Source organism: Thalassospira tepidiphila MCCC 1A03514 (genome assembly GCF_001662875.1).
In the GTDB taxonomy this organism is placed as follows: domain Bacteria; phylum Pseudomonadota; class Alphaproteobacteria; order Rhodospirillales; family Thalassospiraceae; genus Thalassospira; species Thalassospira tepidiphila.
The window spans coordinates 26,586-47,830 of sequence record NZ_JPVZ01000008.1; the positions used below are offsets into that span (position 1 = coordinate 26,586).

At 54.4% G+C, this 21,245-nt stretch carries 21 protein-coding genes and 1 other RNA gene; 7 read left to right on the forward strand and 15 right to left on the reverse strand.

Annotated elements, in window-relative coordinates; all coding sequences use genetic code 11:
* Nucleotides 1-139: 139 nt before the first annotated feature.
* The 3 genes from TH4_RS15950 to TH4_RS15960 all read right to left on the reverse strand — a co-directional run bounded on the left by TH4_RS15950 (nucleotide 140) and on the right by TH4_RS15960 (nucleotide 3,277).
* Nucleotides 140-2,092 (reverse strand): putative bifunctional diguanylate cyclase/phosphodiesterase, encoded by a 1,953-nt coding sequence (locus TH4_RS15950; protein WP_064781907.1) that lies wholly within the window; start codon nucleotides 2,090-2,092, stop codon nucleotides 140-142.
* A gap of 140 nt (nucleotides 2,093-2,232) precedes the next feature.
* Entirely contained in the window at nucleotides 2,233-2,589 is a 357-nt protein-coding gene (locus TH4_RS15955; protein WP_064781908.1) for a TfoX/Sxy family protein, read from the reverse strand.
* Nucleotides 2,573-3,277 (reverse strand): helix-turn-helix transcriptional regulator, encoded by a 705-nt coding sequence (locus TH4_RS15960; protein WP_008892071.1) that lies wholly within the window; start codon nucleotides 3,275-3,277, stop codon nucleotides 2,573-2,575. Before TH4_RS15960 ends, TH4_RS15955 begins: the two co-directional genes overlap by 17 nt.
* A gap of 124 nt (nucleotides 3,278-3,401) precedes the next feature.
* Here TH4_RS15960 and TH4_RS15965 point away from each other — a divergent pair, with 124 nt between their 5' ends.
* Nucleotides 3,402-3,839: a VOC family protein gene (locus TH4_RS15965; RefSeq protein ID WP_064781986.1), complete on the forward strand. Its 438-nt coding sequence runs from the start codon at nucleotides 3,402-3,404 to the stop codon at nucleotides 3,837-3,839.
* Between the two features lie 67 nt (nucleotides 3,840-3,906).
* On the opposite strand, the gene TH4_RS15970 is transcribed toward TH4_RS15965, so the two are convergent.
* On the reverse strand, nucleotides 3,907-4,539 hold the full coding sequence (locus TH4_RS15970) for an alpha/beta fold hydrolase (RefSeq protein ID WP_245227948.1): 633 nt from the start codon (nucleotides 4,537-4,539) through the stop codon (nucleotides 3,907-3,909).
* A 231-nt stretch (nucleotides 4,540-4,770) separates the two neighbouring features.
* On the opposite strand from TH4_RS15970, the gene TH4_RS15975 reads away from it, so the two are divergent.
* Complete coding sequence (locus TH4_RS15975; protein ID WP_245227949.1) at nucleotides 4,771-5,886, forward strand: AbrB family transcriptional regulator; 1,116 nt, start codon at nucleotides 4,771-4,773, stop codon at nucleotides 5,884-5,886.
* An 18-nt stretch (nucleotides 5,887-5,904) separates the two neighbouring features.
* Here TH4_RS15975 and TH4_RS15980 read toward each other — a convergent pair whose 3' ends face one another.
* The 6 genes from TH4_RS15980 to TH4_RS16005 all read right to left on the reverse strand — a co-directional run bounded on the left by TH4_RS15980 (nucleotide 5,905) and on the right by TH4_RS16005 (nucleotide 12,125).
* Complete coding sequence (locus TH4_RS15980) at nucleotides 5,905-7,338, reverse strand: methyl-accepting chemotaxis protein (RefSeq protein WP_064781909.1); 1,434 nt, start codon at nucleotides 7,336-7,338, stop codon at nucleotides 5,905-5,907.
* A gap of 232 nt (nucleotides 7,339-7,570) precedes the next feature.
* Entirely contained in the window at nucleotides 7,571-8,491 is a 921-nt protein-coding gene (locus tag TH4_RS15985) for a DMT family transporter (RefSeq protein WP_064781910.1), read from the reverse strand.
* A gap of 152 nt (nucleotides 8,492-8,643) precedes the next feature.
* Complete coding sequence (locus TH4_RS15990) at nucleotides 8,644-10,260, reverse strand: fumarate hydratase (protein ID WP_064781911.1); 1,617 nt, start codon at nucleotides 10,258-10,260, stop codon at nucleotides 8,644-8,646.
* Nucleotides 10,261-10,440: 180 nt separating this feature from the next.
* Complete coding sequence (locus TH4_RS15995; protein WP_008892065.1) at nucleotides 10,441-10,980, reverse strand: SspB family protein; 540 nt, start codon at nucleotides 10,978-10,980, stop codon at nucleotides 10,441-10,443.
* A 139-nt stretch (nucleotides 10,981-11,119) separates the two neighbouring features.
* Nucleotides 11,120-11,486, reverse strand: a transfer-messenger RNA (tmRNA) gene (gene ssrA / locus TH4_RS16000).
* Nucleotides 11,487-11,564: 78 nt separating this feature from the next.
* Complete coding sequence (locus tag TH4_RS16005; protein ID WP_245227952.1) at nucleotides 11,565-12,125, reverse strand: putative glycolipid-binding domain-containing protein; 561 nt, start codon at nucleotides 12,123-12,125, stop codon at nucleotides 11,565-11,567.
* Between the two features lie 209 nt (nucleotides 12,126-12,334).
* Here TH4_RS16005 and TH4_RS16010 point away from each other — a divergent pair, with 209 nt between their 5' ends.
* From TH4_RS16010 to TH4_RS16025, 4 genes are all read left to right on the forward strand, one after another.
* On the forward strand, nucleotides 12,335-13,129 hold the full coding sequence (locus TH4_RS16010) for a thymidylate synthase (protein WP_064781912.1): 795 nt from the start codon (nucleotides 12,335-12,337) through the stop codon (nucleotides 13,127-13,129).
* Nucleotides 13,129-13,653, forward strand: a complete 525-nt coding sequence (locus TH4_RS16015; protein ID WP_064781913.1) for a dihydrofolate reductase — start codon at nucleotides 13,129-13,131, stop codon at nucleotides 13,651-13,653. Before TH4_RS16010 ends, TH4_RS16015 begins: the two co-directional genes overlap by 1 nt.
* A 117-nt stretch (nucleotides 13,654-13,770) precedes the next feature.
* Complete coding sequence (locus tag TH4_RS16020; RefSeq protein WP_064781914.1) at nucleotides 13,771-14,352, forward strand: TetR/AcrR family transcriptional regulator; 582 nt, start codon at nucleotides 13,771-13,773, stop codon at nucleotides 14,350-14,352.
* Between the two features lie 127 nt (nucleotides 14,353-14,479).
* A complete protein-coding gene (locus tag TH4_RS16025; RefSeq protein ID WP_064781990.1) occupies nucleotides 14,480-15,037 on the forward strand; it encodes a peroxiredoxin-like family protein in 558 nt (185 codons plus the stop codon).
* Nucleotides 15,038-15,129: 92 nt separating this feature from the next.
* Here TH4_RS16025 and TH4_RS16030 read toward each other — a convergent pair whose 3' ends face one another.
* Complete coding sequence (locus TH4_RS16030) at nucleotides 15,130-15,768, reverse strand: glutathione S-transferase family protein (protein ID WP_064781915.1); 639 nt, start codon at nucleotides 15,766-15,768, stop codon at nucleotides 15,130-15,132.
* A 267-nt stretch (nucleotides 15,769-16,035) separates the two neighbouring features.
* Here TH4_RS16030 and TH4_RS16035 point away from each other — a divergent pair, with 267 nt between their 5' ends.
* Nucleotides 16,036-17,289 (forward strand): DUF2235 domain-containing protein, encoded by a 1,254-nt coding sequence (locus tag TH4_RS16035; protein WP_064781916.1) that lies wholly within the window; start codon nucleotides 16,036-16,038, stop codon nucleotides 17,287-17,289.
* Nucleotides 17,290-17,297: 8 nt separating this feature from the next.
* On the opposite strand, the gene TH4_RS16040 is transcribed toward TH4_RS16035, so the two are convergent.
* The 4 genes from TH4_RS16040 to cyoB form a co-directional block, all read right to left on the reverse strand.
* Nucleotides 17,298-18,020, reverse strand: a complete 723-nt coding sequence (locus TH4_RS16040; protein WP_083997151.1) for an SURF1 family protein — start codon at nucleotides 18,018-18,020, stop codon at nucleotides 17,298-17,300.
* 146 nt (nucleotides 18,021-18,166) lie between these two features.
* The gene (locus TH4_RS16045) at nucleotides 18,167-18,547 is read right to left on the reverse strand and encodes a cytochrome o ubiquinol oxidase subunit IV (protein ID WP_008892054.1); all 381 of its coding nucleotides are present in this window, start codon (nucleotides 18,545-18,547) and stop codon (nucleotides 18,167-18,169) included.
* The gene (cyoC, locus tag TH4_RS16050) at nucleotides 18,544-19,164 is read right to left on the reverse strand and encodes a cytochrome o ubiquinol oxidase subunit III (RefSeq protein WP_008892053.1); all 621 of its coding nucleotides are present in this window, start codon (nucleotides 19,162-19,164) and stop codon (nucleotides 18,544-18,546) included. The genes TH4_RS16045 and cyoC overlap by 4 nt, the downstream gene beginning before the upstream one ends.
* Before the next feature lie 10 nt (nucleotides 19,165-19,174).
* On the reverse strand, nucleotides 19,175-21,184 hold the full coding sequence (cyoB, locus tag TH4_RS16055) for a cytochrome o ubiquinol oxidase subunit I (RefSeq protein ID WP_008892052.1): 2,010 nt from the start codon (nucleotides 21,182-21,184) through the stop codon (nucleotides 19,175-19,177).
* Nucleotides 21,185-21,245 lie beyond the last annotated feature (61 nt).

Sequence of the window (21,245 nt, forward strand, 5' to 3'; positions counted from 1 at the left end):
AATCGGGACCGGTGGTTGTGCCATTTCACAAAATACCGCTCCCGCTTTTGACAGAGTAGCGCCATCTGGTTGCAGGAAGATTAACCGAGTCGCAGCTTATCGCATCCAGGGGCCGGGGTTTTCGGCACTTGGCCCCACGTCACTTGCCAACACCTTCGGCCAACGCATCAAGTTTGACTTCGCGAACCGGGCGGGCAAAGAAATACCCCTGCATCAGCCGGCCACCCAACGTGATGATCACATCGCGCTGGCTGTCGTTTTCGATCCCTTCCAGCACGCAATCAATGCCAAGGTTTTGGCACATATCAATCACAGTCTTGACGATACGGCGGCTGCGTTCGTTATGCGACAGCGGGGCGACAAAGCTGCGATCAACCTTGAGCACATCAAATTCAAGTTCGTGGACATAGCGCAGGCTGGAATAACCGATGCCGAAATCATCAAGCGCAATGCGCGCCCCATGATCGCGCAAATACCGGATGCTGGTCCGGGCGGCCTCAAAATCACGCAAGAACGCCGTTTCAGTGACCTCAAAGGTCAATCTTCCCGGGTCGATGCGATGCTTTTTGATCTCGTCGATCAGCCACTCGACAGTGTCGGACAGAACAATATCGCGCGCCGAAAGGTTAAACGATACAGGCAGGTTTTCCGGCCAGTCCTGCATATCGACCATCAGCTTTTCGAACAGGACCCTTGTCAGAAAACCGACCTGGCCGGTCTTTTCTGCCACCGGAAAGAACGTGCCTGGCGAAACCGCCCCCATCTGGGCACTTTCCCAACGGGCAAGCGCCTCAAGCGAGCTTACCTGCCCGGATCGAATATCAAATACCGGCTGATAATGCAGGCTGAGCTCGGTCGATAAATCCGCCTTGCGCAGCGCCTGTTCGATCTGGGAGTCATGGCGGATCAGTGTTTCGTGGTGGGCGGCAAACAAAACCGCCTCGCCGCGCGCATTCTTTTTCGCATGATAAAGCGCAAAGTCAGCCCGCTCGAACAGGCCGTTCGGGCTGCGCGCCACTGTCGGATAGGTCGCAAACCCCAGTGATGCCGAAACCTGCACGGTCACACCATTTAGGACAAACGGACGATTGAGCGCGTTACAAAGCTCCTTGCCTAGCGCAATAAGTTCGAGTGCATCGTCATAGCCCTTAAGCAGTAATCCGAACTCATCCCCGCCCAAGCGCGCCAGAAGCGTCTTCTGACCAAGCACTTTGCGAAGCCGCCTGCCCGCCTGCTGCAACAGCTCATCGCCCGACGGATGCCCGTGCACGTCATTGACCGGTTTGAAACCGTCCAGATCAATCATCGCCACCGCGAATGTTTCATTCTCGGCGGTGGCATTCACCGTATCTTCCAGCACGGAAAAAAAGGCCCGGCGGTTGGATAAACCGGTCAACGGATCAATCAGCGCCAATGCCTCGTTCTGGCGCGACAGTTCGATCATCGTCTGGTGCTGTGCTTCAAGGTCGTTCTGGGTCTGGATAAGGCCAGAAAAATTGGCATAGAAGCTTCGAATGATCTGAATGATCATCAACGACACAAGCGCCATATTTACCGCGATCGCGACATAGACTTCGTTGCCGCTGGTCCCGAAGAAGAACACGAAGGTGCCCAGCACAATCGCAACAACCAGCAATGCCGCAGGCGGGAAATTCACCAGACAGAAAATACAGCCAACAACGGTGATCGATATGAAATAGGCAACGTGGCCGCGCTGATAGGCGTCGCCATAATCAAACATCGTGATCGCCCAAAGGGTGAACAGGACGGATATCACCACCGCCAGCACCCTGATGCGCTTCAGATGTTTGATACAGACATCGACGTCATCAATATCAACGCGGGCCCGGTTCCAGGCAACTGCACGAAAAATACAAATGACACCCAGGACAATCACCGCATGGACTGTCATCCAGTCCGGTGCTGTTCCGTAATGGGTATAGGCAAGAGCCACCGCGTTGGCCAGCAGCAGCATATAAAGGACAGGTATCTGACGCGAAAGGGCACCAACCTGCGCGCGCAACAGTTCCGGCTTGTCTGTCCGAATTTTTAACGTGTCGGCAAAACCTTGCCAGAAACTACCGGCTGCCACTTGTCCCAGACCTAACGCGTTCTTTATCCCGAAAAAATACTATACAGGAAAAGTGCGACCGAACATCACTGATTGCAAGCGGCGTCTAAATACACATGCCCGGAATATCCCGGGATCTGTTTGTTTTGGCTAAGGTCTGGCTACGTCTTGGCAGTTCGACCCTTGTGCGCCTGTGAACGGCGCGCAGCGCCAAGCGCCAAGGTGGCAAATTCAAGAAGTTGTTCTTCGTTATCAAGCCATTCACCGGGCACTTCAAAATAAGACAGGGTCACCGGCCTTCCCGACGGCACGGCAAATGGCTGCATCCCCATCGCGTCAAACCTGTCCTTGGTCTGGGCGTCTCCTTTGAGATACAGGACGTCATCGGAAATAATCGCAAAGAAGGCGCCGTCACAATAAAGCCCGACGGCGCCAAACATCCGTCTGGGCCTGATATGCCCCAAAGGTGCCAAAAGTTCTGACACCAGCAGAACGAACTCGCTATCGACCGATGCCATTAAGGATCTCGCCTTCAACACCTTCGGAAATCAGATAATCACGCAATGACCGCCCCGGAACCGGGCGAAAGCGCGATGTCGATATCTCCATATGCGCAATCCGGTCGGCCCGAAAAACGCGAAAGGCCTCGCGCAACTCACACCAACTGGCCAGGAGCCATGTACTGCCAAAAAACAACATGCCAAGTGGCCAGACCCGACGACGGGTATTGTCGCCCTTCGCATCGGTGTAATCGATATCAATCAGAAACCGTTCGCGGATGGCGCGCCTAAGGTCCGGCATCGAAATGGCAATCGGTTCCTGCGCGATTTCGGCAATCGCAATCGGTACACCACCAACCAGACCACGGATTTTTTCGGGCAACACGGCCTCGATCTTGGTAAGGGCATCACCGGCGGCACGTGCCATTTGCGGATCGGTCCAGCTTTGAACCATGCGGGCCGCGACAACAAGTGCCTCGATCTCGTCAGCATCGAACATAAGCGGCGGCAGGTCATACCCATCACGCAGGATATAGCCGACGCCCGCCTCCCCCTCGACCGGAACGCCCGATGCGGCAAGGTCGCGAATGTCGCGGTAGATGGTGCGTTCGGAAACTTCAAGTTCTTCGGCCAGGTCACATGCGCGGCACAGTTTGCGTCGGCGCAAGATTTGAACAAGGCGAAATAATCGGTCAGCCCGTCTCATGATCACTCCTTTGTCATCCTGCCCCAAAAATTATCATACCGCTCCTGACAGGCTCCTGTCAGGAGGGATGTGCAACCATTGACAAATCGGGACAGGATTAACCCCCAACGTCAGGAGCATGACGATGAAAGTCACTAACGCCTATCAGATCATCATCACCGAAAAATTCACCCAAAGCCGCGCCTTTTACAAAAAGCTTGGCTTCACACCGGTCTTTGATGGTGACTGGTACTGCCAGCTTGTCTGGCCATCCGCACCATCCGTTCAACTTGGCCTGATGAAACAAGGTCACGAAACCCAGCCGCCCATGTTCCAGGCGGCCACCGTCGGTGAAGGAACGGTTCTTACGCTGGAAGTCGAAGAAGCCCGCGATGCGGCAGATGAATTGCGCGAAGCCGGGTTTGAATTCGCCCTTGATGTCCGCGATGAGCCATGGGGCCAGCGCCATTTTGCCCTTCTTGATCCCAATGGCGTGCGCATCGACATCGCAAGTGCCACCGCCGAACTTTCCCCGGAATATGCCCAGCAGTTCAAGGAAGCCGGCGAAGGCGTACTTGCCTGACCTCCCTCGCGCACCACGCCCCGCAAACTTTCTGCCAACGGCCTGCCAATATGGCGGGCCGTTTCTTTTAACCGAGCATCTTTGCAAACCGGGATATCGCCGTCGCGGCATCGGCGATGTTCTGGCTTTGGGTACGTCCGGAACTTTTGCGCGGCTTGAAGTCATGTTCGCCGTCTTCAACCCAGTGAAGCGCAATACGGTCCGAAAGCCCGTAACCCGAAATTTCATCCGGACTGCCAAACGGATCGCGCGTGCCATGACAAATCAGGCTCGGCGTTTTCAGGGTTTTAAGATGTTCTGTACGCAGGTTTTCAGGTTTGCCCGGTGGATGGAACGGATAGCCAAGGCAGACAAGACCAGCGACACCAAGATCATCTGCCACCATGCTGGCGATCCGTCCGCCCATGGATTTTCCACCGATGATCAACTTCTCTGGCCCGCCGAGTTCGCGAACAACTTCACTGTAATACTCGATCAAAACCGGTGCCCGATCCGGCCCGCGCTTTTTGCCATCAGTCCGGCGTTTGGCCATATAGGGGAACTCAAAGCGTGCAACGCGTAGGCCCGACTTAGCCAGTTCGCCCGCCATTTCTTTCATGAACGGGCTATCCATAGCTGCCCCTGCCCCATGGGCAAGAACAATCGTTCGGACTGCATTTTCATCGCCATCAAACTGAAAATGGATTGGATCGGTACTCAAAACAGGTTCCCCACAGACTGCCGCATATTGCTTATCGTCATACAGAACATGGCGATATTCTCCAAGTCAGACATGGCCTTCATTCGGCGGGATCACGCAAATACTCGCATCCATCGCACAAGCTGGCTATAATTGTGATCCCCACCTTGACGCCGCCCCACAGGCGCCAGCACGCCATCACATCGCGCCACCCGCGATCAGATGCCTTCCATCCATGACAAAGGCCGCATCGTGTCATCCGAACCAACGTCACCGATCATAAATCCCCCCAAGGAACGGCTTGGCCGTCTGCCGAAACCGGTTCAGTGGTTATTGCTGATTTCGACCTCCGTCGTGTTTTCGGTTCTGCTCCATCATTGGCAAGTGCCGGCCTCACTTCTGGTGGGTCCGATGATCATCGGCATTCTGATGGGCACCAACAGCGCAACCATCGCCGCCCCCAAGCAACTTTATCTCGGTGCACAATCGGTGTTGGGCGTGATGATCGGTGGTTCGATGACCATCGGGATTTTGACATCCTTTGCCACGGACTGGCCGATGATCCTTGGCGTTACTGGCATCACTTTGCTTGCCAGTAGCTTCTTGGGCTGGATCCTGTGCGTCAAACAGGTCCTGCCCGGAACCGCAGGGATCTGGGGATCAACGCCCGGTGCGGCATCGGCCATGGTAATCATGGCAGACGCCTTTGGCGCGGATGCAAGGCTGGTGGCCTTCATGCAATATGTGCGCGTGGTGATCGTTGTCGGTGTCGCGTCCAGTGTCGCCAATTTCTGGGTTGATCCGGAAACGCTGGCGGCCATGGGGCCCCATGACTGGTTCCCGGCATTTGACCCGGTCGGTTTTGCCCTGACACTCTGTCTGGTGGTTGCCTGCTGCTTTGTCGGACAAAAAGTACGTCTGCCATCCGGTCCGCTTCTGGTGCCGATCATTGTCACCATGATCCTGCATGTCAGCGGTTTTTTCGATGTCGTCCTGCCGGAATGGTTTTTGGGCCTGACCTACGCCATGATCGGCTGGGTGATCGGTTTGAAATTCACCCCGCCGGTCCTGCGCCACGCAGCACACGCACTTCCCAAAATCCTGTTATCGATCTTTGTTCTGATCGGATTCTGTGCCGGGATTTCGGGGCTTTTGGTGTATTTCATGGATATTGATCCACTGACCGCCTATCTCGCCACCAGCCCGGGCGGTCTTGATTCTGTTGCCATTATCGCGGCCAGCACGAATGTCGACCTGTCCTTCATCCTCGTGCTCCAGGCAACACGCTTTTTCATGGTGCTGGCCTTTGGGCCGTCCCTGGCACGGCTGGTCGCCCGGCGCACCCCCATCACGTCGAAAATCGGATGAACGGATCAACCCAGGTCATTAGACGATACGTATCTTGCCAACAAACCCTTCGACGCGGGCGCTTAACTCTGCACCCTGTTTTTCAAGATCATGGGCAGCGTTCCCAAGCTCACTTGATACGTGCTCACTGTGTTTGATCGCTGCGGTTATTTCCGAGACACCATCACCAACCAAACGGGAGTCTGCGACCGCGGCATCGACACATGATGCAACCGAAACGCAGGTTTCTGTTTGCTGATCGGCTTGTGTCGCTGTCGCCTCTGCCCGGTTCTGAAGATTATCCATCGCCAAGGCAATCTGTTCGATATCGTTACCCGCTTTAGAAATCGCATTGAGTATTTCACTCATCCAGCGGGCGATATCCTCGGTCGCACTGGCAGACTGGCCTGCAAGCGCCTTGACCTCCTTGGCGACAATCGCAAACCCCTTGCCTGCCTCACCGACGCGCGCCGCCTCAATCGATGCGTTCAAGCCCAGCATCTTGGTCTGCGCTGCGATGGCAGAAATGGAAGCCAGCATCTTCTCTGCATCAGCAGCACGATCTTGCAGCACGGCAAATCCGGCGCGCATTTCGCGGGCCTGACTGCCCATATCGTGGGTAATCTTGACGGTTTCGGACGCATCCGTACCAACGACGGCCAACGCATCCTTAAGGCTTTCCATCTGGTCTGCGACGTCTTCAATCCGTGAAATGGCCCGCCCGGTCGCATCATCAATGCCGCTACTGCATTTTCGGGTTTGATCTGTGCTTTCGGCCAATACATCAAGCGCACCACGCATTTGACTGACAGCAGCCGCCACCATGCCAACAGTTCCCTGAACTTGCGACTCAAAGCTTGAGGCCAGGGCCTCACGCGACCGAATGACGCGTTCACGTTCCAGCACACGCGCAACCTGCCCGCCAACAAACCCAAGAAGCTCAAGCATTTCATCATCAAGCTGTGCGACGCCCGGGCTAAAGAATTCAATGACCGCCTCTGTCTGTCCCTCCAGCTTGACTGGCAGGGCAAAACAGCCACGCAACCCGTTTCTGGACGCCGCCGCAGCACGCAAAAAGCCGTCTTTCATGGTGACATCAGCGATACACACAGGCGAACCGGTTGCCGCGACAGCGCCAATAAGGCCCTGCCCGATCGCAAACACAGTCTGTTCGGACTGGGTGCGAAATTCGGCAATGTCACCTGCGGAAATTGAAGAACTGATTGACCAGATACCTGCAGACGAAAGTTTGTCATCCACACGCAGATACGCATGCCCAACCGGCCACTGGCAATAATTGCAGACTGCCGAAAGGATTTGGGTAACTGCCGTTTCCTTGTCTGCGGCCTCATCGGCGACAGCACTGACCGTCCGCAACAGCCGCAGGATGTCAGTCATGCTGGTTTTGCGATTGGGTCCGTTAAATTCAGGATCGTTTTCAGGGGAAATAGAGCGAATAAAACCAGCAAGCATTTGAATAACTCCGAGGCATAACCGTCGAGCGTCACCAAAAGACGCTGACAAAGTTGCGCAAGCCTCGTTGCCTGCCGATAAATCATTGGGTGAGTGGCGCCGTTGCCATCACGTGCATTACAATAACCTAAAGCTGCACACGCGAAAAGAATATTTCGCACGTGCAGCACACTTAATTGATGTTCATCAGATGGTGAAAATGCCCTGATTGAAAAACAATCAGTTCCCGGGCCTAAATTCGTACGCGACGAAACACACCAGACGCCGTCATCACGCCAAGGATCACCAGAACCACTGCCAGAACCAGTGCCAGGTTGCCCGGTTCTCCCAACAGGATCACACCGCCAAGTGCGGTCAGGGCCGGGGTCATCGCGCCAAAGGCAGATGCACCGGTCGTTCCGATATGGCGCACGGCAAGGCCATAGGTAATTACGGCAACACATCCGGCCAGAAGACCCTGCGCTGTGAGCAACATCATGATATCCCCCATCGGGGCATCGCCAATCGTGGTGCCGGTAAACAGCGCGATAATCGCCATCACTACAAACGACCAGAAACCGACAAACGATGCGGCTTCGAGCGCGCCAAGGCCGCTTTGACGCATGGCATGGGTGTAGCACGCCCACATAAAGGCCCCGGCCGACACAAGGCCATAGCCCATCAGCATGTCATCACTGATCACACCGGCCGGTTTGAGCGCCACCAGGGAGGCCACGCCAATCACCACGGCGGCATAGCCAACGATGCGGACCTTGCCCGGACGTTCACCAAACAGAAGCATGGCAATCAGAACCGCCCAGACGGCCATGACACCAGGCAAAAGAATTCCAACATGGCTTGCCGGGACAAACTCAAGGGCGCTTGCAACCATCAGGGTATAAAACGCGCCGGAACCAACGATCATCAAAAGCCCGTTGGTCATGGAAAGGCCCTTTGGCCAGATGCCTTTTCTTATCCAGATCGGGGCAAGCAGGACAAAAGGCACAACAAAACGCATCAGGCCAATATCAACAGCAGTAAAGCTTGAAGTCATGGCATAGCGGGTGGCAATCAGCCAACCGGCCCAGATGCAAACCGTCGCAAGTGCGGCGGTCACACCAACCAGTCGGCTTTCCGTCGCACCGGTGGCATAGAGCGCGGAAGTTTCAGACATAACAGGTTATCCAGTAAGGGGTTAATTTTGCCCAAATCAGAGCATTTCTTGCGCACCGCAGCAACCCCTTTGACCTGAGGTCAGCTATGCAAAGCAAAAACGGCGCAAGGTTTCCCCCGCGCCGTTTGCATATTCAGAGAACTGATTTCTGATCAGATGCCGAATTCGGCAAAGAAATCGTTGCCCTTGTCATCAATGACGATGAAGGCCGGGAAGTCTTCGACTTCGATCTTCCAGACGGCTTCCATGCCAAGTTCCGGATATTCGTGAACATCGACCTTCTTGATGCAATCCTGCGCCAGACGGGCGGCCGGACCACCGATGGAGCCAAGATAGAACCCGCCATATTTGGCACAGGCATCCTTGACCGCCTTTGAACGGTTACCCTTGGCCAGCATCACGAACGAGCCGCCAGCGGCCTGGAACTGTTCAACATAGGCATCCATACGCCCGGCCGTGGTCGGGCCGAATGAACCAGACGGCATGCCTTCCGGCGTTTTGGCAGGGCCCGCATAATAAACCGGATGGTTTTTAAGGTATTCCGGCATCTCTTCGCCGGCATCAAGACGTTCCTTGATTTTGGCATGCGCGATGTCACGGGCCACAATCACGGTCCCGGTCAGCGACAGACGGGTTTTGACCGGATATTGCGACAGCTGCTTGCGGATTTCATCCATCGGACGGTTCAGTTCGACCTTGACCACTTCGTCATCAAGATGCTCGTCGGTGACGTGGGGCAGGTATTTCGCCGGATCATGTTCGAGATCTTCGATAAAGATACCGTCCTTGGTGATTTTACCCAGGATCTGACGGTCGGCAGAGCACGACACGCCCAGACCAACCGGGCAGCTTGCACCATGACGCGGCAGACGGATCACGCGCACATCGTGGCAGAAATACTTGCCGCCAAACTGCGCGCCGATGCCCATTTCTCGGGTCATCTCAAGGATCTTCTGCTCCCATTCCAGATCGCGATAGGCCTGACCATGATCGCCACCTTCGGTCGGAAGGTTATCGTAATAACGCGCCGATGCCATTTTCACGGTCTTCAGACACGCCTCGGCAGACGTACCACCAATGACAACCGCCAGGTGGTATGGCGGGCAGGCAGAGGTGCCGAGCGTACGGATTTTTTCATCGAGAAACTTGCGCAGGCTTTCCGGGTTCAGCAGTGCCTTGGTCTGCTGGAACAGGAAGGTCTTGTTGGCAGACCCGCCACCCTTGGCCATGAACATGAATTTGTATTCATCGCCCTTGGTCGCATAGAGATCAATCTGTGCCGGAAGGTTCGAGCCGGTATTCTTTTCCTCGAACATATTTTTCGGCGATACTTGGGAGAAGCGCAGATTGTGTTTCTGATAGGCCTGCCAGATGCCCTTCGACAGGGCTTCTTCATCGGAACCATCGGTGATGACCTTGCCACCGCGTTTACCCATGACGATGGCCGTACCGGTATCCTGACACATCGGCAAAACGCCGCCCGATGCGATGGAGGCGTTTTTCAAAAGATCCATCGCCACGAATTTGTCATTCGGGGTGGCTTCTTCGTCATCAAGGATTTTGCGCAACTGTTCGAGATGCCCCGGACGCAAAAGGTGCGAGCAATCAAAGAACGCCTGAAGGGTCAGTTTCTCGATCGCCTCGGGCTCGACTTTCAAATAGGTCTCGCCATTGACGTCAACGGTCGAAACACCCTCGTCCCCGATCTTGCGGTAAGGGGTGGTGTCCTTCCCCTGCTCAAACATGGGTTTATAGACAAAATCACTCATCGGAAGGTTCTCGTCTCTCTCAAAAACAAGGTGGGTTTGTTCTTTGTGTGGCTGGTTTTAGCGCCAAATGGATCAAATTGCCACGATACATTAGCGTAATACGCCCTGCCCCGGACGCGGGAAACATCAACGGGGATCAGGCAAAGAAAAAGGGCGGATCAAGCCCGCCCTGTAAATCTTCTATTTCTTGCGAAACGCATCAAGTGCGATGACCTCGCCGGTTTCATTTGCATCCGGCTTGGGTTTTTTGCGCGATTTGGATGGCTCGGTAACAAGCGTCGGCGCACCGTCTTCGCCCTCAATCAGATCGGCATCAAGATCATCATCTTCGTCATAGTCGAAATCTGCGTCATCCATTTCTTCTTCGACGCTGAATGTCAGCATGAAGTTCGCAGACGGATCGACAAAGGCCAGCATCGCGTCATAGGGCACTACAACCGTGGTCGGCATGCCATCAAAGCTCATTCCGACCGAGAAGTGATCATCTTCGGATTTCAGATCCCAGAACCGGTGTTGCAACACAACCGTGATGTTGTCTGGATGTGCCTTGCGCTGACTTTCAGGCAGGGCCACACCGGGATGGTTGGTCTGGAACGTGATGTAATAGTGATGCTCTCCGAAAAGGCCCTCTTCGGCCACACGCGCGAGGATATCTTTCACCACACCGCGCAGCGCCTGGTCGACCATAAGATCGTAGCGGAATTCTTCCGGTTCTTGCATCAGTAATCCTGTATCTGGCGGAACCACCGGCAATGTCCAGCGCGTCCCGTCATTGTCATATAGCATCTCTGCACGCCAATTACATCTTGGCGTGTTTGATAATCACTCTATTCATAACGAAGCGGGAAAGAAATACAAGAGTGGGGCGTTCTGTTGCTAGGTGCCCCGTCCCCCACCAAATTACCGCTCCCGGCAATCGGAATTTCGCTTTGGTGCTAGTACCGCTTAGGCGGCAACAGCAACCGGAGCATTGTTGTCGTTTGCATTTACAAACATTGGCCCGATGCGGTGGTACCATGCCGAGCGCCCACATTGACTTTTACTGCTCACGTCGATCCTATTTCGGCCCCACGAAGATTGTCTGAGTCGGACAACCGATAAATTTGGTGGAGCCGCCGGGTACCGCCCCCGGGTCCGTAAAGCCTATTCTGTCACGCAGTTTAGCGCCGTAGTCGGGTTGCCCCGACAGCCCCTATATAGGGCAAACGTCCCCCTTTTCACAAGGGGAATCGGGAAATCTTTTTTTGATTTTTGCGGGAACATTTCAGGGTCCGGCAAAGTTCGATTACCGGCTTTAGGCGACATCACACCCGACGGAAGGTATCTGGATAATCAATCACAAGCCCCATATCATCGATCTCAAGCTCTGCTGAGAAATTGCGAAACAGCCCCTCATAACGGTATCGCAGATCCGGGATCAGACAGGTGTAACGCTGTGGCGCGCTACGTGGCAGGAAATCCCCCTCTATCTGGCTTGGAAGCGGGACATAGGCCGCCGAAATTTCCCGCGCTTCACCCTCGGCCAGTTTTAATCGTTTGATCGGAAGCATGTTTGTCGCGGGCGTTATGCCGATATCGACATCGAAGCACCCCGCCAAAGACGGCAATTCCCGCTTTGCAATGCAGTCAAACCAGTTTCCCTTGCCGTCCGAGGTCACATGCATCTGCGCCCCGCCGACATAACTTACCTTCACTTCACGGGTGGCAAACGCGGCATCCGTCACCACAAGGTAAGACCCGCCATAGTGACCATGTCGCGTCCCGACCACGACTCCTTCAAGCTCTATCCCGTCCGGATCAGACTGACAGACACAGTGCTCAAGACCGTTTCCATCCCAATCAACCCACTGAACAGTTTTTTGCAAAATCAACACTCCCATGCGCCAAACGCGCCCAAAATTCAGATAGTTGAGTATATCCACTGTTCCCAAGTTTACCTGACCACTCCTGACACCTCCTGTCAGCAGAAACAGTTCAACGAGTGGCCCGGCAAAGATCGGATGGCGTCGCTTGCCCGTGACCATCGACCTGACTATGCTGCGACAAAAGTGATTCTTAAAATGCAGGACTGAGCATGCAGCAATATCTTGATCTGATGCGTCTGGTGCGTGACACCGGCACGCGCAAGGAAGACCGGACGGGTACAGGCACGGTTTCGATCTTTGGTCACCAGATGCGCTTTGACCTTTCAAAGGGTTTCCCGCTGGTCACCACCAAAAAGTTGCATCTGAAATCGATCATTCATGAATTGCTGTGGTTCCTTGATGGCGACACCAACGTCAAATACCTGCAGGATAATGGCGTTCGGATCTGGAACGAATGGGCTGATGAAAATGGCGACCTTGGCCCGGTTTATGGTGGCCAGTGGCGTTCATGGCGCGGGGCCGATGGCGAAACCATCGACCAGATCACCGGCCTGATTGACCAGATCAAAAACAATCCCGATTCCCGCCGCCTGATTGTGTCGGCTTGGAACGTTGCGGACGTGCCCAACATGGCACTGCCGCCGTGTCACTGCCTGTTCCAGTTCTATGTGGCTGATGGCAAATTGTCCTGTCAGCTGTATCAGCGCAGTGCGGATATCTTCCTGGGTGTGCCGTTCAACATTGCGTCCTATGCGCTGCTGACCATGATGATCGCGCAGGTCTGTGATTTGGACGTGGGTGATTTTGTCCATACCCTTGGCGATGCGCATCTTTACACCAATCACCTTGATCAGGTCGAAGAACAGCTGTCGCGTGATACCCGCCCGCTTCCGACCATGAAGATCAACCCGGCGGTCAAATCGATCTTTGATTTCAAGTATGATGATTTCGAACTGACCGGCTATGACCCGCATCCGCACATTGCCGGCAAGGTTGCTGTCTGATGGCGGGTCCGAAGATTGAACGGGTTGCCGTGGTTGCAGCGGCCGCCAATGGCGCGATTGGCAAGGATGGCTGGATGCCATGGGAACTCCCCGAAGACCTCAAACGGTTCAAGGCACTCACCCTTGGCAAACCAATGATCATCGGGCGCGTGACGTTCGAGGCGATCGGCCGTCCCCTTCCCAAACGCACATCGATTGTTGTCACACGCGACACTGACTGGTCCTTTGACCACGAAAATGTGAGGGTTTGTCACACTATCGAAGAAGCCATTGAATTGGCGGACGAAATCGTCGTGCGGGATGGCGTCAATGAAGTGATCATTGGCGGCGGTGCGCAGATCTATCACCTCGCCCTGCCGTTTACGACACGCTATGAGCTGACAGAAGTCCATGCCGAGATCGAAGGCGACACCTTCCTTGATCCGCTGCCCGCCGATCAATGGCGCGAAACCGCACGTCAGAAGATCGATAACCCTGACGGGCCGGATTACAGCTTTGTAACCCTGGATCGGATCGCGTCGTAACCCCAAGTTTACCAGCAAATCACAAGCTCTTATTGATTTTGCGGCGCAGTCGGCCCATCTTCAAAGCAATTACAGAACATTCGTTCCAAAGTACGGATCTGATCGAAGGAACTGCCAATGCCACGGCCACGTGCGTTTGATGAAGAAAGCGTTCTTGATAACGCCATGAACATCTTCTGGAGCAAGGGGTTTGAAGCGACCTCTATTCAGGATCTGGTCAATGAAACCGGCCTGAACCGGGCGAGCATGTATGCAAGCTTTGGCGACAAGAAGGCACTGTTTCTGCGCGTCCTTGATCATTACAGCCAGAAAATCAGCACTGAACGCTTTGCCGATCTGCGCAACATCGAAGATGGCCGCGCCGCAATTGAAAAGACATTCCGTGACGCGGCCAAAACCGGCACCGCAGAAGGACGGCACAAAGGCTGCCTGATGGTCAATTCGGGCATGGAGCTTGCCCCGCACGATCCGGAAACCGCCGCCATCGCCCATCAGGCATTCCGCCGGGCCGAGGATACCTTTGCCGCCGCACTGAACCGCGCAATTGGTCTGGGCAAAATTGCCAAAGGCAAGAATGTCCGCGCCCTTGCGCGCTTTTTGGCTGGCTCGTTTCAGGGGGTTCAACTGATGTCGCGCCGTGGTGCGGATCAGGAAACCTTGACCGACTATTGCGAAACCATTCTGGCCGCTCTGGACTAGTATTTTCGTATTTTCTCCTCATGACAGACTTCACGGTTGAGTGATGGCAGTTCTTTGTTGTTGATTTATAGAATGATCGTTCCATAATCACCTTCAAGTAAACCTGACCCAAGTCATGAGGAACGAAATGTCTGCAATTACCCCGCTGATGCCGCGCCAGAAGGTGCCGTCACTTTCCGTCCCGCTTGTCGGTGGCGGCACATGGTCGCTTGCCGACCAAAGCCCGGAAAACTTCACCATGGTCGTATTCTATCGCGGCCTGCATTGCCCGATCTGTGGCAAGTACCTCAAGGACCTCGATACCAAGCTGGCAGACTTTACCAAGCGCGGCGTGAACGTCGTTGTCGTCTCGTCCGATGGCGAAGATCGCGCGACAGAAGCCAAGGCGAAGTGGGAGCTTGAGAACGTTGATCTTGGCTATGGCCTTGATTTTGATAACGCGCGCGAATGGGGTCTTTATATCTCGACCTCCAACGGTGTGACGTCGAGTGGTTATGAAGAACCGGCTGTTTTCTCGGAACCTGGACTGTTTCTGGTGCGTCCGGATGGCACGCTTTATTTCGGGACTGTTCAGACCATGCCGTTTGCCCGTCCGGCATTCGATCAGATCCTTGGCGCGCTTGATTTCGTGATTGCCAAAAACTATCCGGCACGCGGCGAAGTGATTGATCATACAAATCCCTAAGCCCACGCCCAAAAGCCGATAAAATGCCAAAGGGCCGGTTCCAAAGCGCAGGAACCGGCCCTTTTATTCTTCATACAATTGGATCAGGACGATTAACCCGCCATTGCAGCGGCAAAATGCGGTGCATCCAGTTCCTGTGCACGCTGATAGGCCGGGCGGGCATCAATCCGGGCGATGTAGGTCTCGAATTCCGGATATTTCGGCAGAATGCCAAACATGCAGCCAAACCGAATGGTCGAACCAAACACCACATCAACGGTGGTGAAGCTCTTCCCCATCAGCCACGGGTCGGCCTTGCCAACAAAATCGACCAGAATGGGCACCAGTGTTTCCCAGTCGCGATAGGAATTCTGGCTGCTGTCTTCTGCCGTGTACTGGCGCACGCGGTCGATCATGGCCGGTTCGATGGTAGACGGGGAAAAGAACAACCAGCGCAGATATTCACCGCGTTTCGGATCATCCAATGCCGGGGCAAGGCCGGCCTCTGGATACAGATCGGCCAGATAGCAGCAAATGGCGGCAGCCTCGGTTACCACCGTGTCGCCATGTGTGATGGTTGGCACCTTGCCAAGCGGATTGAGGGCCAGGAATTCCGGTGTTTGCCCTTCCCCACCCCGGATGTCGACAAGTTTGACATCAAACGGAATGCCCAGTTCCTGCAACATCCAATGTACGGTACCGCTGCGTGACGGTACGGCGTGATAAAAGGTCAAGTTCCGCTGTGATGGCATTCTTAAGGCTCCTGCGTTTGCGCGTGTTTATGCTTGAAATCCGGCGGCAATTTCCCCTTGTTTCCCAACAATGTAAACCACATGACAGACAGGTTCCTGACAGCTGTATGTCAGTAGGATGTCGGTCATCGAACTGACCACCACATCACATCAGCAGCATTTTATTATATTTAATATCCCTTAATAAAATCACCCCTGAGTTGTATAGTGACACCCGAAACGATCCGAAGAAGATCGCACGGCATCACATCACACAGGGGACTTCACATGGCCAAACGCAGACTGATTGTATTTTTCGACGGCACCTGGCAGGAACCTGCCAACACGCCCGAACCAACCAACATCGTCAAACTTCTGCGTGCGGTGCCGAGCAGCGACAAGGATATTTCGCAGATCGTATTTTATGATCGCGGGGTCGGGACCGGCGATGTGATCGATAAAATTCGCGGTGGTGCATTTGGCAACGGCTTGTTGGAAAACGTCGTTGATGGCTATCGCTTTCTTGGCAACAACTATCAACCGGGTGACGAGATCTTTATCTTTGGGTTTTCGCGTGGCGCCTTTACCGCGCGCAGTCTGGCAGGATTGATCGGGCTCTGTGGTCTTTTGAAACCACCCTATCTCGGCCATCCGCTCCAGACGGATATCGCGAAAATTGCCAGCTCCGATTTATCGCCAGAGGCAAAACGCACCAAGATTTCGACCCTTGATATCGAAACCCAACCGGATGTGCCAATTGAATGCGTCGGCGTTTGGGACACGGTCGGGTCGCTTGGCATTCCGGGCGACCTTGGACGCCGCCTGATCCCCGCCAAGTATCATTTTCATGACGTAGAGCTTGGCGGGCACGTTCGGGTTGCCCTGCATGCAATGGCGATTGACGAGAAACGCAGTGCCTTTTCGCCAACGCTGTGGGTCAAGGAAAAGGGCACCAAATTGCCGGATAAACAAATTGTCGAGCAGGTCTGGTTCCCCGGCGTACACAGCAATGTTGGCGGGTCTTACGATGATTGCGGACTTTCAGATATCCCACTTGACTGGATGGCAAAGCGGGTAGCCAAGCATACCGGTCTCAAGCTTGATAATGCGGCGCTCAAATCACAGATTTCACCAGCCGTTGATGGACGTGGTTACGAAAGCCGGACCAAGATGTACTTTTCATCACACTTCTATCCCTACCAGCGGCTGATCAATCAGATCGCGCCAGAAGGAAAAGGCTATCTTGATAAATTGCGTCTAAAATGCCCGAAACTTGATCGCCGCAACATCATTCCCAAAGGTCTTGAGACGATTAATGAGGCCATTCATGTGAGTGCGTTGGAACGCTGGAACATCTCGACCGGTGTTCTCCACGATAACTCAGACGAAGGATCAATCGAACGTATCCTTTATCGCCCATCGAACCTGAATGCGGTGCTTAAGGCCCATTATGCTGGCAAACACACGCCCAACATCATCAACTGGAGCGGCGCGACCATGCGTAAGGACATTCCATGGCCTGACGAGTCGACCCTGGAATAATTAGCGGATCAATCGTCGCTATCTGATCTCCTGCGCGGGCGTAGTACAATCCACGCCGCGACAAGTGTCAGCAATGCCAAGCCAAACCATGTCAGCGCGTATGTCAGGTGGTTGTTGGGGAAGCTAATTTTGGTCAGCCCACCAAGCGGCAGTTTCGCCGGGTTTTCTGCCCCGTCACCGTCAATGAAATATGGCGCGACATTGGTGGCATCCAGCCCCCGCTTGGTCGCCATCGCTTTTACATCGCGCGAATACCAGCGTTCCTCGGACGGCACGTTATCACGGATGAAGGTGCCGACCGGTTCGTTGATGCGAAGCAGGCCGGTGACAGTAACCTCGCCCTCGACCATGCCCTCGGGCCGTGTGTCCGGGGCACGCTTTTCGGTTGGAACAAAGCCGCGGTTGATCATGACAATCGTGCCGTCATCCCGCATCAGCGGTGTCAGAACCCAATATCCCGCCCCGTAATCGGTCGCAGTATAGACCTGCGTTTCAAGATCGTTGCGATAGACCCCCGTCACACTGACCTTGCGATATTCATCGCGTGCGCGGGTTACATTTTCCCAGTCATCACGCGCGGGTGCGGCAACCGCATCGCCATGCACGCGCGCATCGACCCGTTCGATCAGATCAAGCTTCCAGGCCCGACGTTCAACCTGCCAGTAGCCAAGGGCACAGAACCCCGAAAACAATATGGCGGCCAGCATCAGGACAACAATTCGGGTTGTCATCGAGGGGCCCTTTTTCGGGTTATCAGTTGCTTGAGCGGAAACATGGTCGTCGGACATGCCGGGTTCTTTCAATAGGCAATCGGGTGAAACAAAAAGGGCGCGATCCCCCTAAAGGTATCGCGCCCCCTTCACATATCAAGCAGTCCCTAGCCGAAGCTCGGGATCATGTCGTGATCCATCTGCGGCATCATGTTGGTGTTAAGGTGATACATTACCCACAGCGACCCGGCGATGGCAATCGCCACGATCACGATGGTGAAGATCAGCGCCAGGAAGTTCCAGCCACCTTCGGATTTGGTGTTCATGTGCAGGAAATAGACCATGTGAACAATGATCTGAATCACACCAAGTCCCATCACCCAAAGGGCGGTTGCAACCTTGCTGTCCAGAACACCGTCCATGACAAGCCAGAACGGGATCGCGGTCAGAATGACCGACAGAACGAACCCGATCACATAGCTTTTATAGGTGCCATGCGACGCCCCGCCATCATGATGGTCATCATGTGCGTGTGAATGTGCGCTCATCCCAGAACTCCCAGCAGGTAAACAACGGAGAAGACACCGATCCAGATCACGTCAAGGAAGTGCCAGAACATCGACAGGCACATCAGACGGCGCTTGTTCTCAACGATCAGGCCACGCTGGGCGACCTGAACCATCAGGGTCACAAGCCAGATGATGCCAAAGGTCACATGCAAACCGTGGGTCGCCACCAGCGTGTAGAACGCCGAGAGGAAACCACTGCGCATCGGGGTCGCCCCCAGGCTCCAGAGGTGATGGAACTCATAGATTTCCAGCCCCACGAACGCGACGCCAAACAGGCCGGTAATCGCCAGCCAAATCTGCGTTCCCTTGATGCTGCCCTTTTCCATCGCCAGCATGGCAAAGCCATAGGTGATCGAGGAAAACAGCAACATCGACGTGTTGATCGCTACCAGTTCGAGATCAAACAGATCAGCAGGCGAAGGACCTGCGGCATAGTTCTGGCCAATAACGGCATAGGTTGCAAACAGAATCCCAAAGATGAGGCAATCGCTCATCAGATAGATCCAGAAGCCAAGCATCGTCCCGGTTTCCGGGTGATGCTCTTCTTTCAGGTAAAAGACCGGCATTTCGGTCTGTGCGGCAGTGTTATTCGCCATTGTCATTCCCTTACGCCTGCTGTTTTGCCAGAAGGGCAGTACGTTCGTCTTCGGTTTCCACGACTTCAGATGCCGGGATGTGATAATCGCGGTCATAGTTGAAGGTATGGGCAATTGCACCGACGATCAGCACGATGAAGCTTGCCGCAACAAGCCACCAGATGTGCCAGACAAGTGCAAAGCCAAGAACGAGCGAGATCGCAGCAAGGATAAAGCCAGCGCCGGTATTTTTCGGCATATGGATATCCAGGAAGCCTTCCGTCGGACGGACATAACCACGTTTCTTCATGTCGGCCCATGCATCAAGATCATGGACAACCGGGGTAAAGGCAAAGTTGTAGGCTGGGGGCGGCGACGAAGTCGACCATTCCAGCGTACGACCATCCCCCCATGGGTCACCGGTTTCATCACGAAGCTTGTCACGTTTGATCACCGCAACAACGATCGACAGAATGAACGAACCGATACCACCGGCAATCAGAAGCGCACCAAAGGCGGCAATCACGAACCAGATCTGAAGCGACGGATCGTCAAATTGGCTCATGCGGCGGGTAATCCCCATCAGACCAAGAACATAAAGCGGCATGAAGGCGAAATAGAACCCGACAAGCCAGAGCCAGAAGGACATTTTGCCCCAGAACGGATCAAGCTTGAAGCCAAATGCCTTGGGGAACCAGTAAACGATACCGGCAAACATCCCGAACACCACACCACCGATAATCACGTTATGGAAATGCGCAATCAGGAACAGGCTGTTATGCAACACAAAGTCAGCCGGCGGAACCGCAAGCATAACACCCGTCATGCCCCCGATCACAAAGGTCAGCATAAAGCCGATGGTCCACAGCATCGGAACATCAAAACTGATGCGGCCCTTATACATCGTGAACATCCAGTTGAAGACTTTCGCACCGGTCGGGATCGAGATGATCATGGTGGTAATGCCAAAGAAGGCATTCACACTTGCCCCGGACCCCATGGTGAAGAAGTGGTGCAGCCACACGATATAGGACAGGATGGTAATAACCACGGTGGCATAAACCATCGAGCTATAACCAAACAGACGCTTGCGGCAGAAGGTCGACACAACTTCGGAAAACACACCAAACGCTGGCAGGATCAGGATGTACACCTCCGGGTGCCCCCAAATCCAGATCAGGTTGATATACATCATGGCGTTACCGCCAAGATCGTTGGTGAAGAAGTTGGTGTCCGCATAGCGGTCAAGACCAAGCAGAACCAGAACAGCGGTCAGAACCGGGAACGCAGCCACGATCAGAACGTTGGTGCAAAGCGCGGTCCAGGTAAAGACCGGCATTTTCATCATGGACATGCCCGGTGCGCGCATTTTGACGATGGTCACAACCAGATTGACCCCCGACAGCAACGTCCCGACACCGGCAATCTGCAAGGCCCAGATATAATAATCGACCCCGACCCCCGGACTGTAGACAATGTCAGACAGCGGCGGATAGGCCAGCCAGCCGGTTTTCGCGAACTCACCGACAAACAGCGACACCATGATCAGCGCGGCACCACAGGTGGTCATCCAGAAGCTGAAATTATTCAGGAACGGGAACGCAACGTCACGCGCGCCGATTTGTAGCGGCACGACAAAGTTCATAAGCCCCGTCACCAGCGGCATGGCCACGAAGAAGATCATGATTACGCCGTGGGCGGTGAATATCTGATCGTAATGATCAGGGGGAAGGAAACCTTCCGAGCCGCCAAAAGCCATCGCCTGCTGGGCACGCATCATAAGCGCATCGGAGAAACCACGCAAAAGCATGACAAGCGCCAATATGATGTACATAATGCCGATTTTTTTGTGGTCAATCGACGTGATCCACTCGTTCCAGAGATATCCCCAGAGGCGGAAATAGGTGATACCGCCGACAACAGCGATACCGCCCAGAACCACCGCCGCAAACGTCACCACAAGGATCGGTTCATGGAACGGAAGTGAATCAAGTGACAGCCGGCCAAATATAAAATGTAAAAGGTCCGGATTAGAGAACATCGGATTACTCTTCTTTCAAATGCAGACAGGCATCGTAGCCGATGCCAAAACTGCGAAGGGC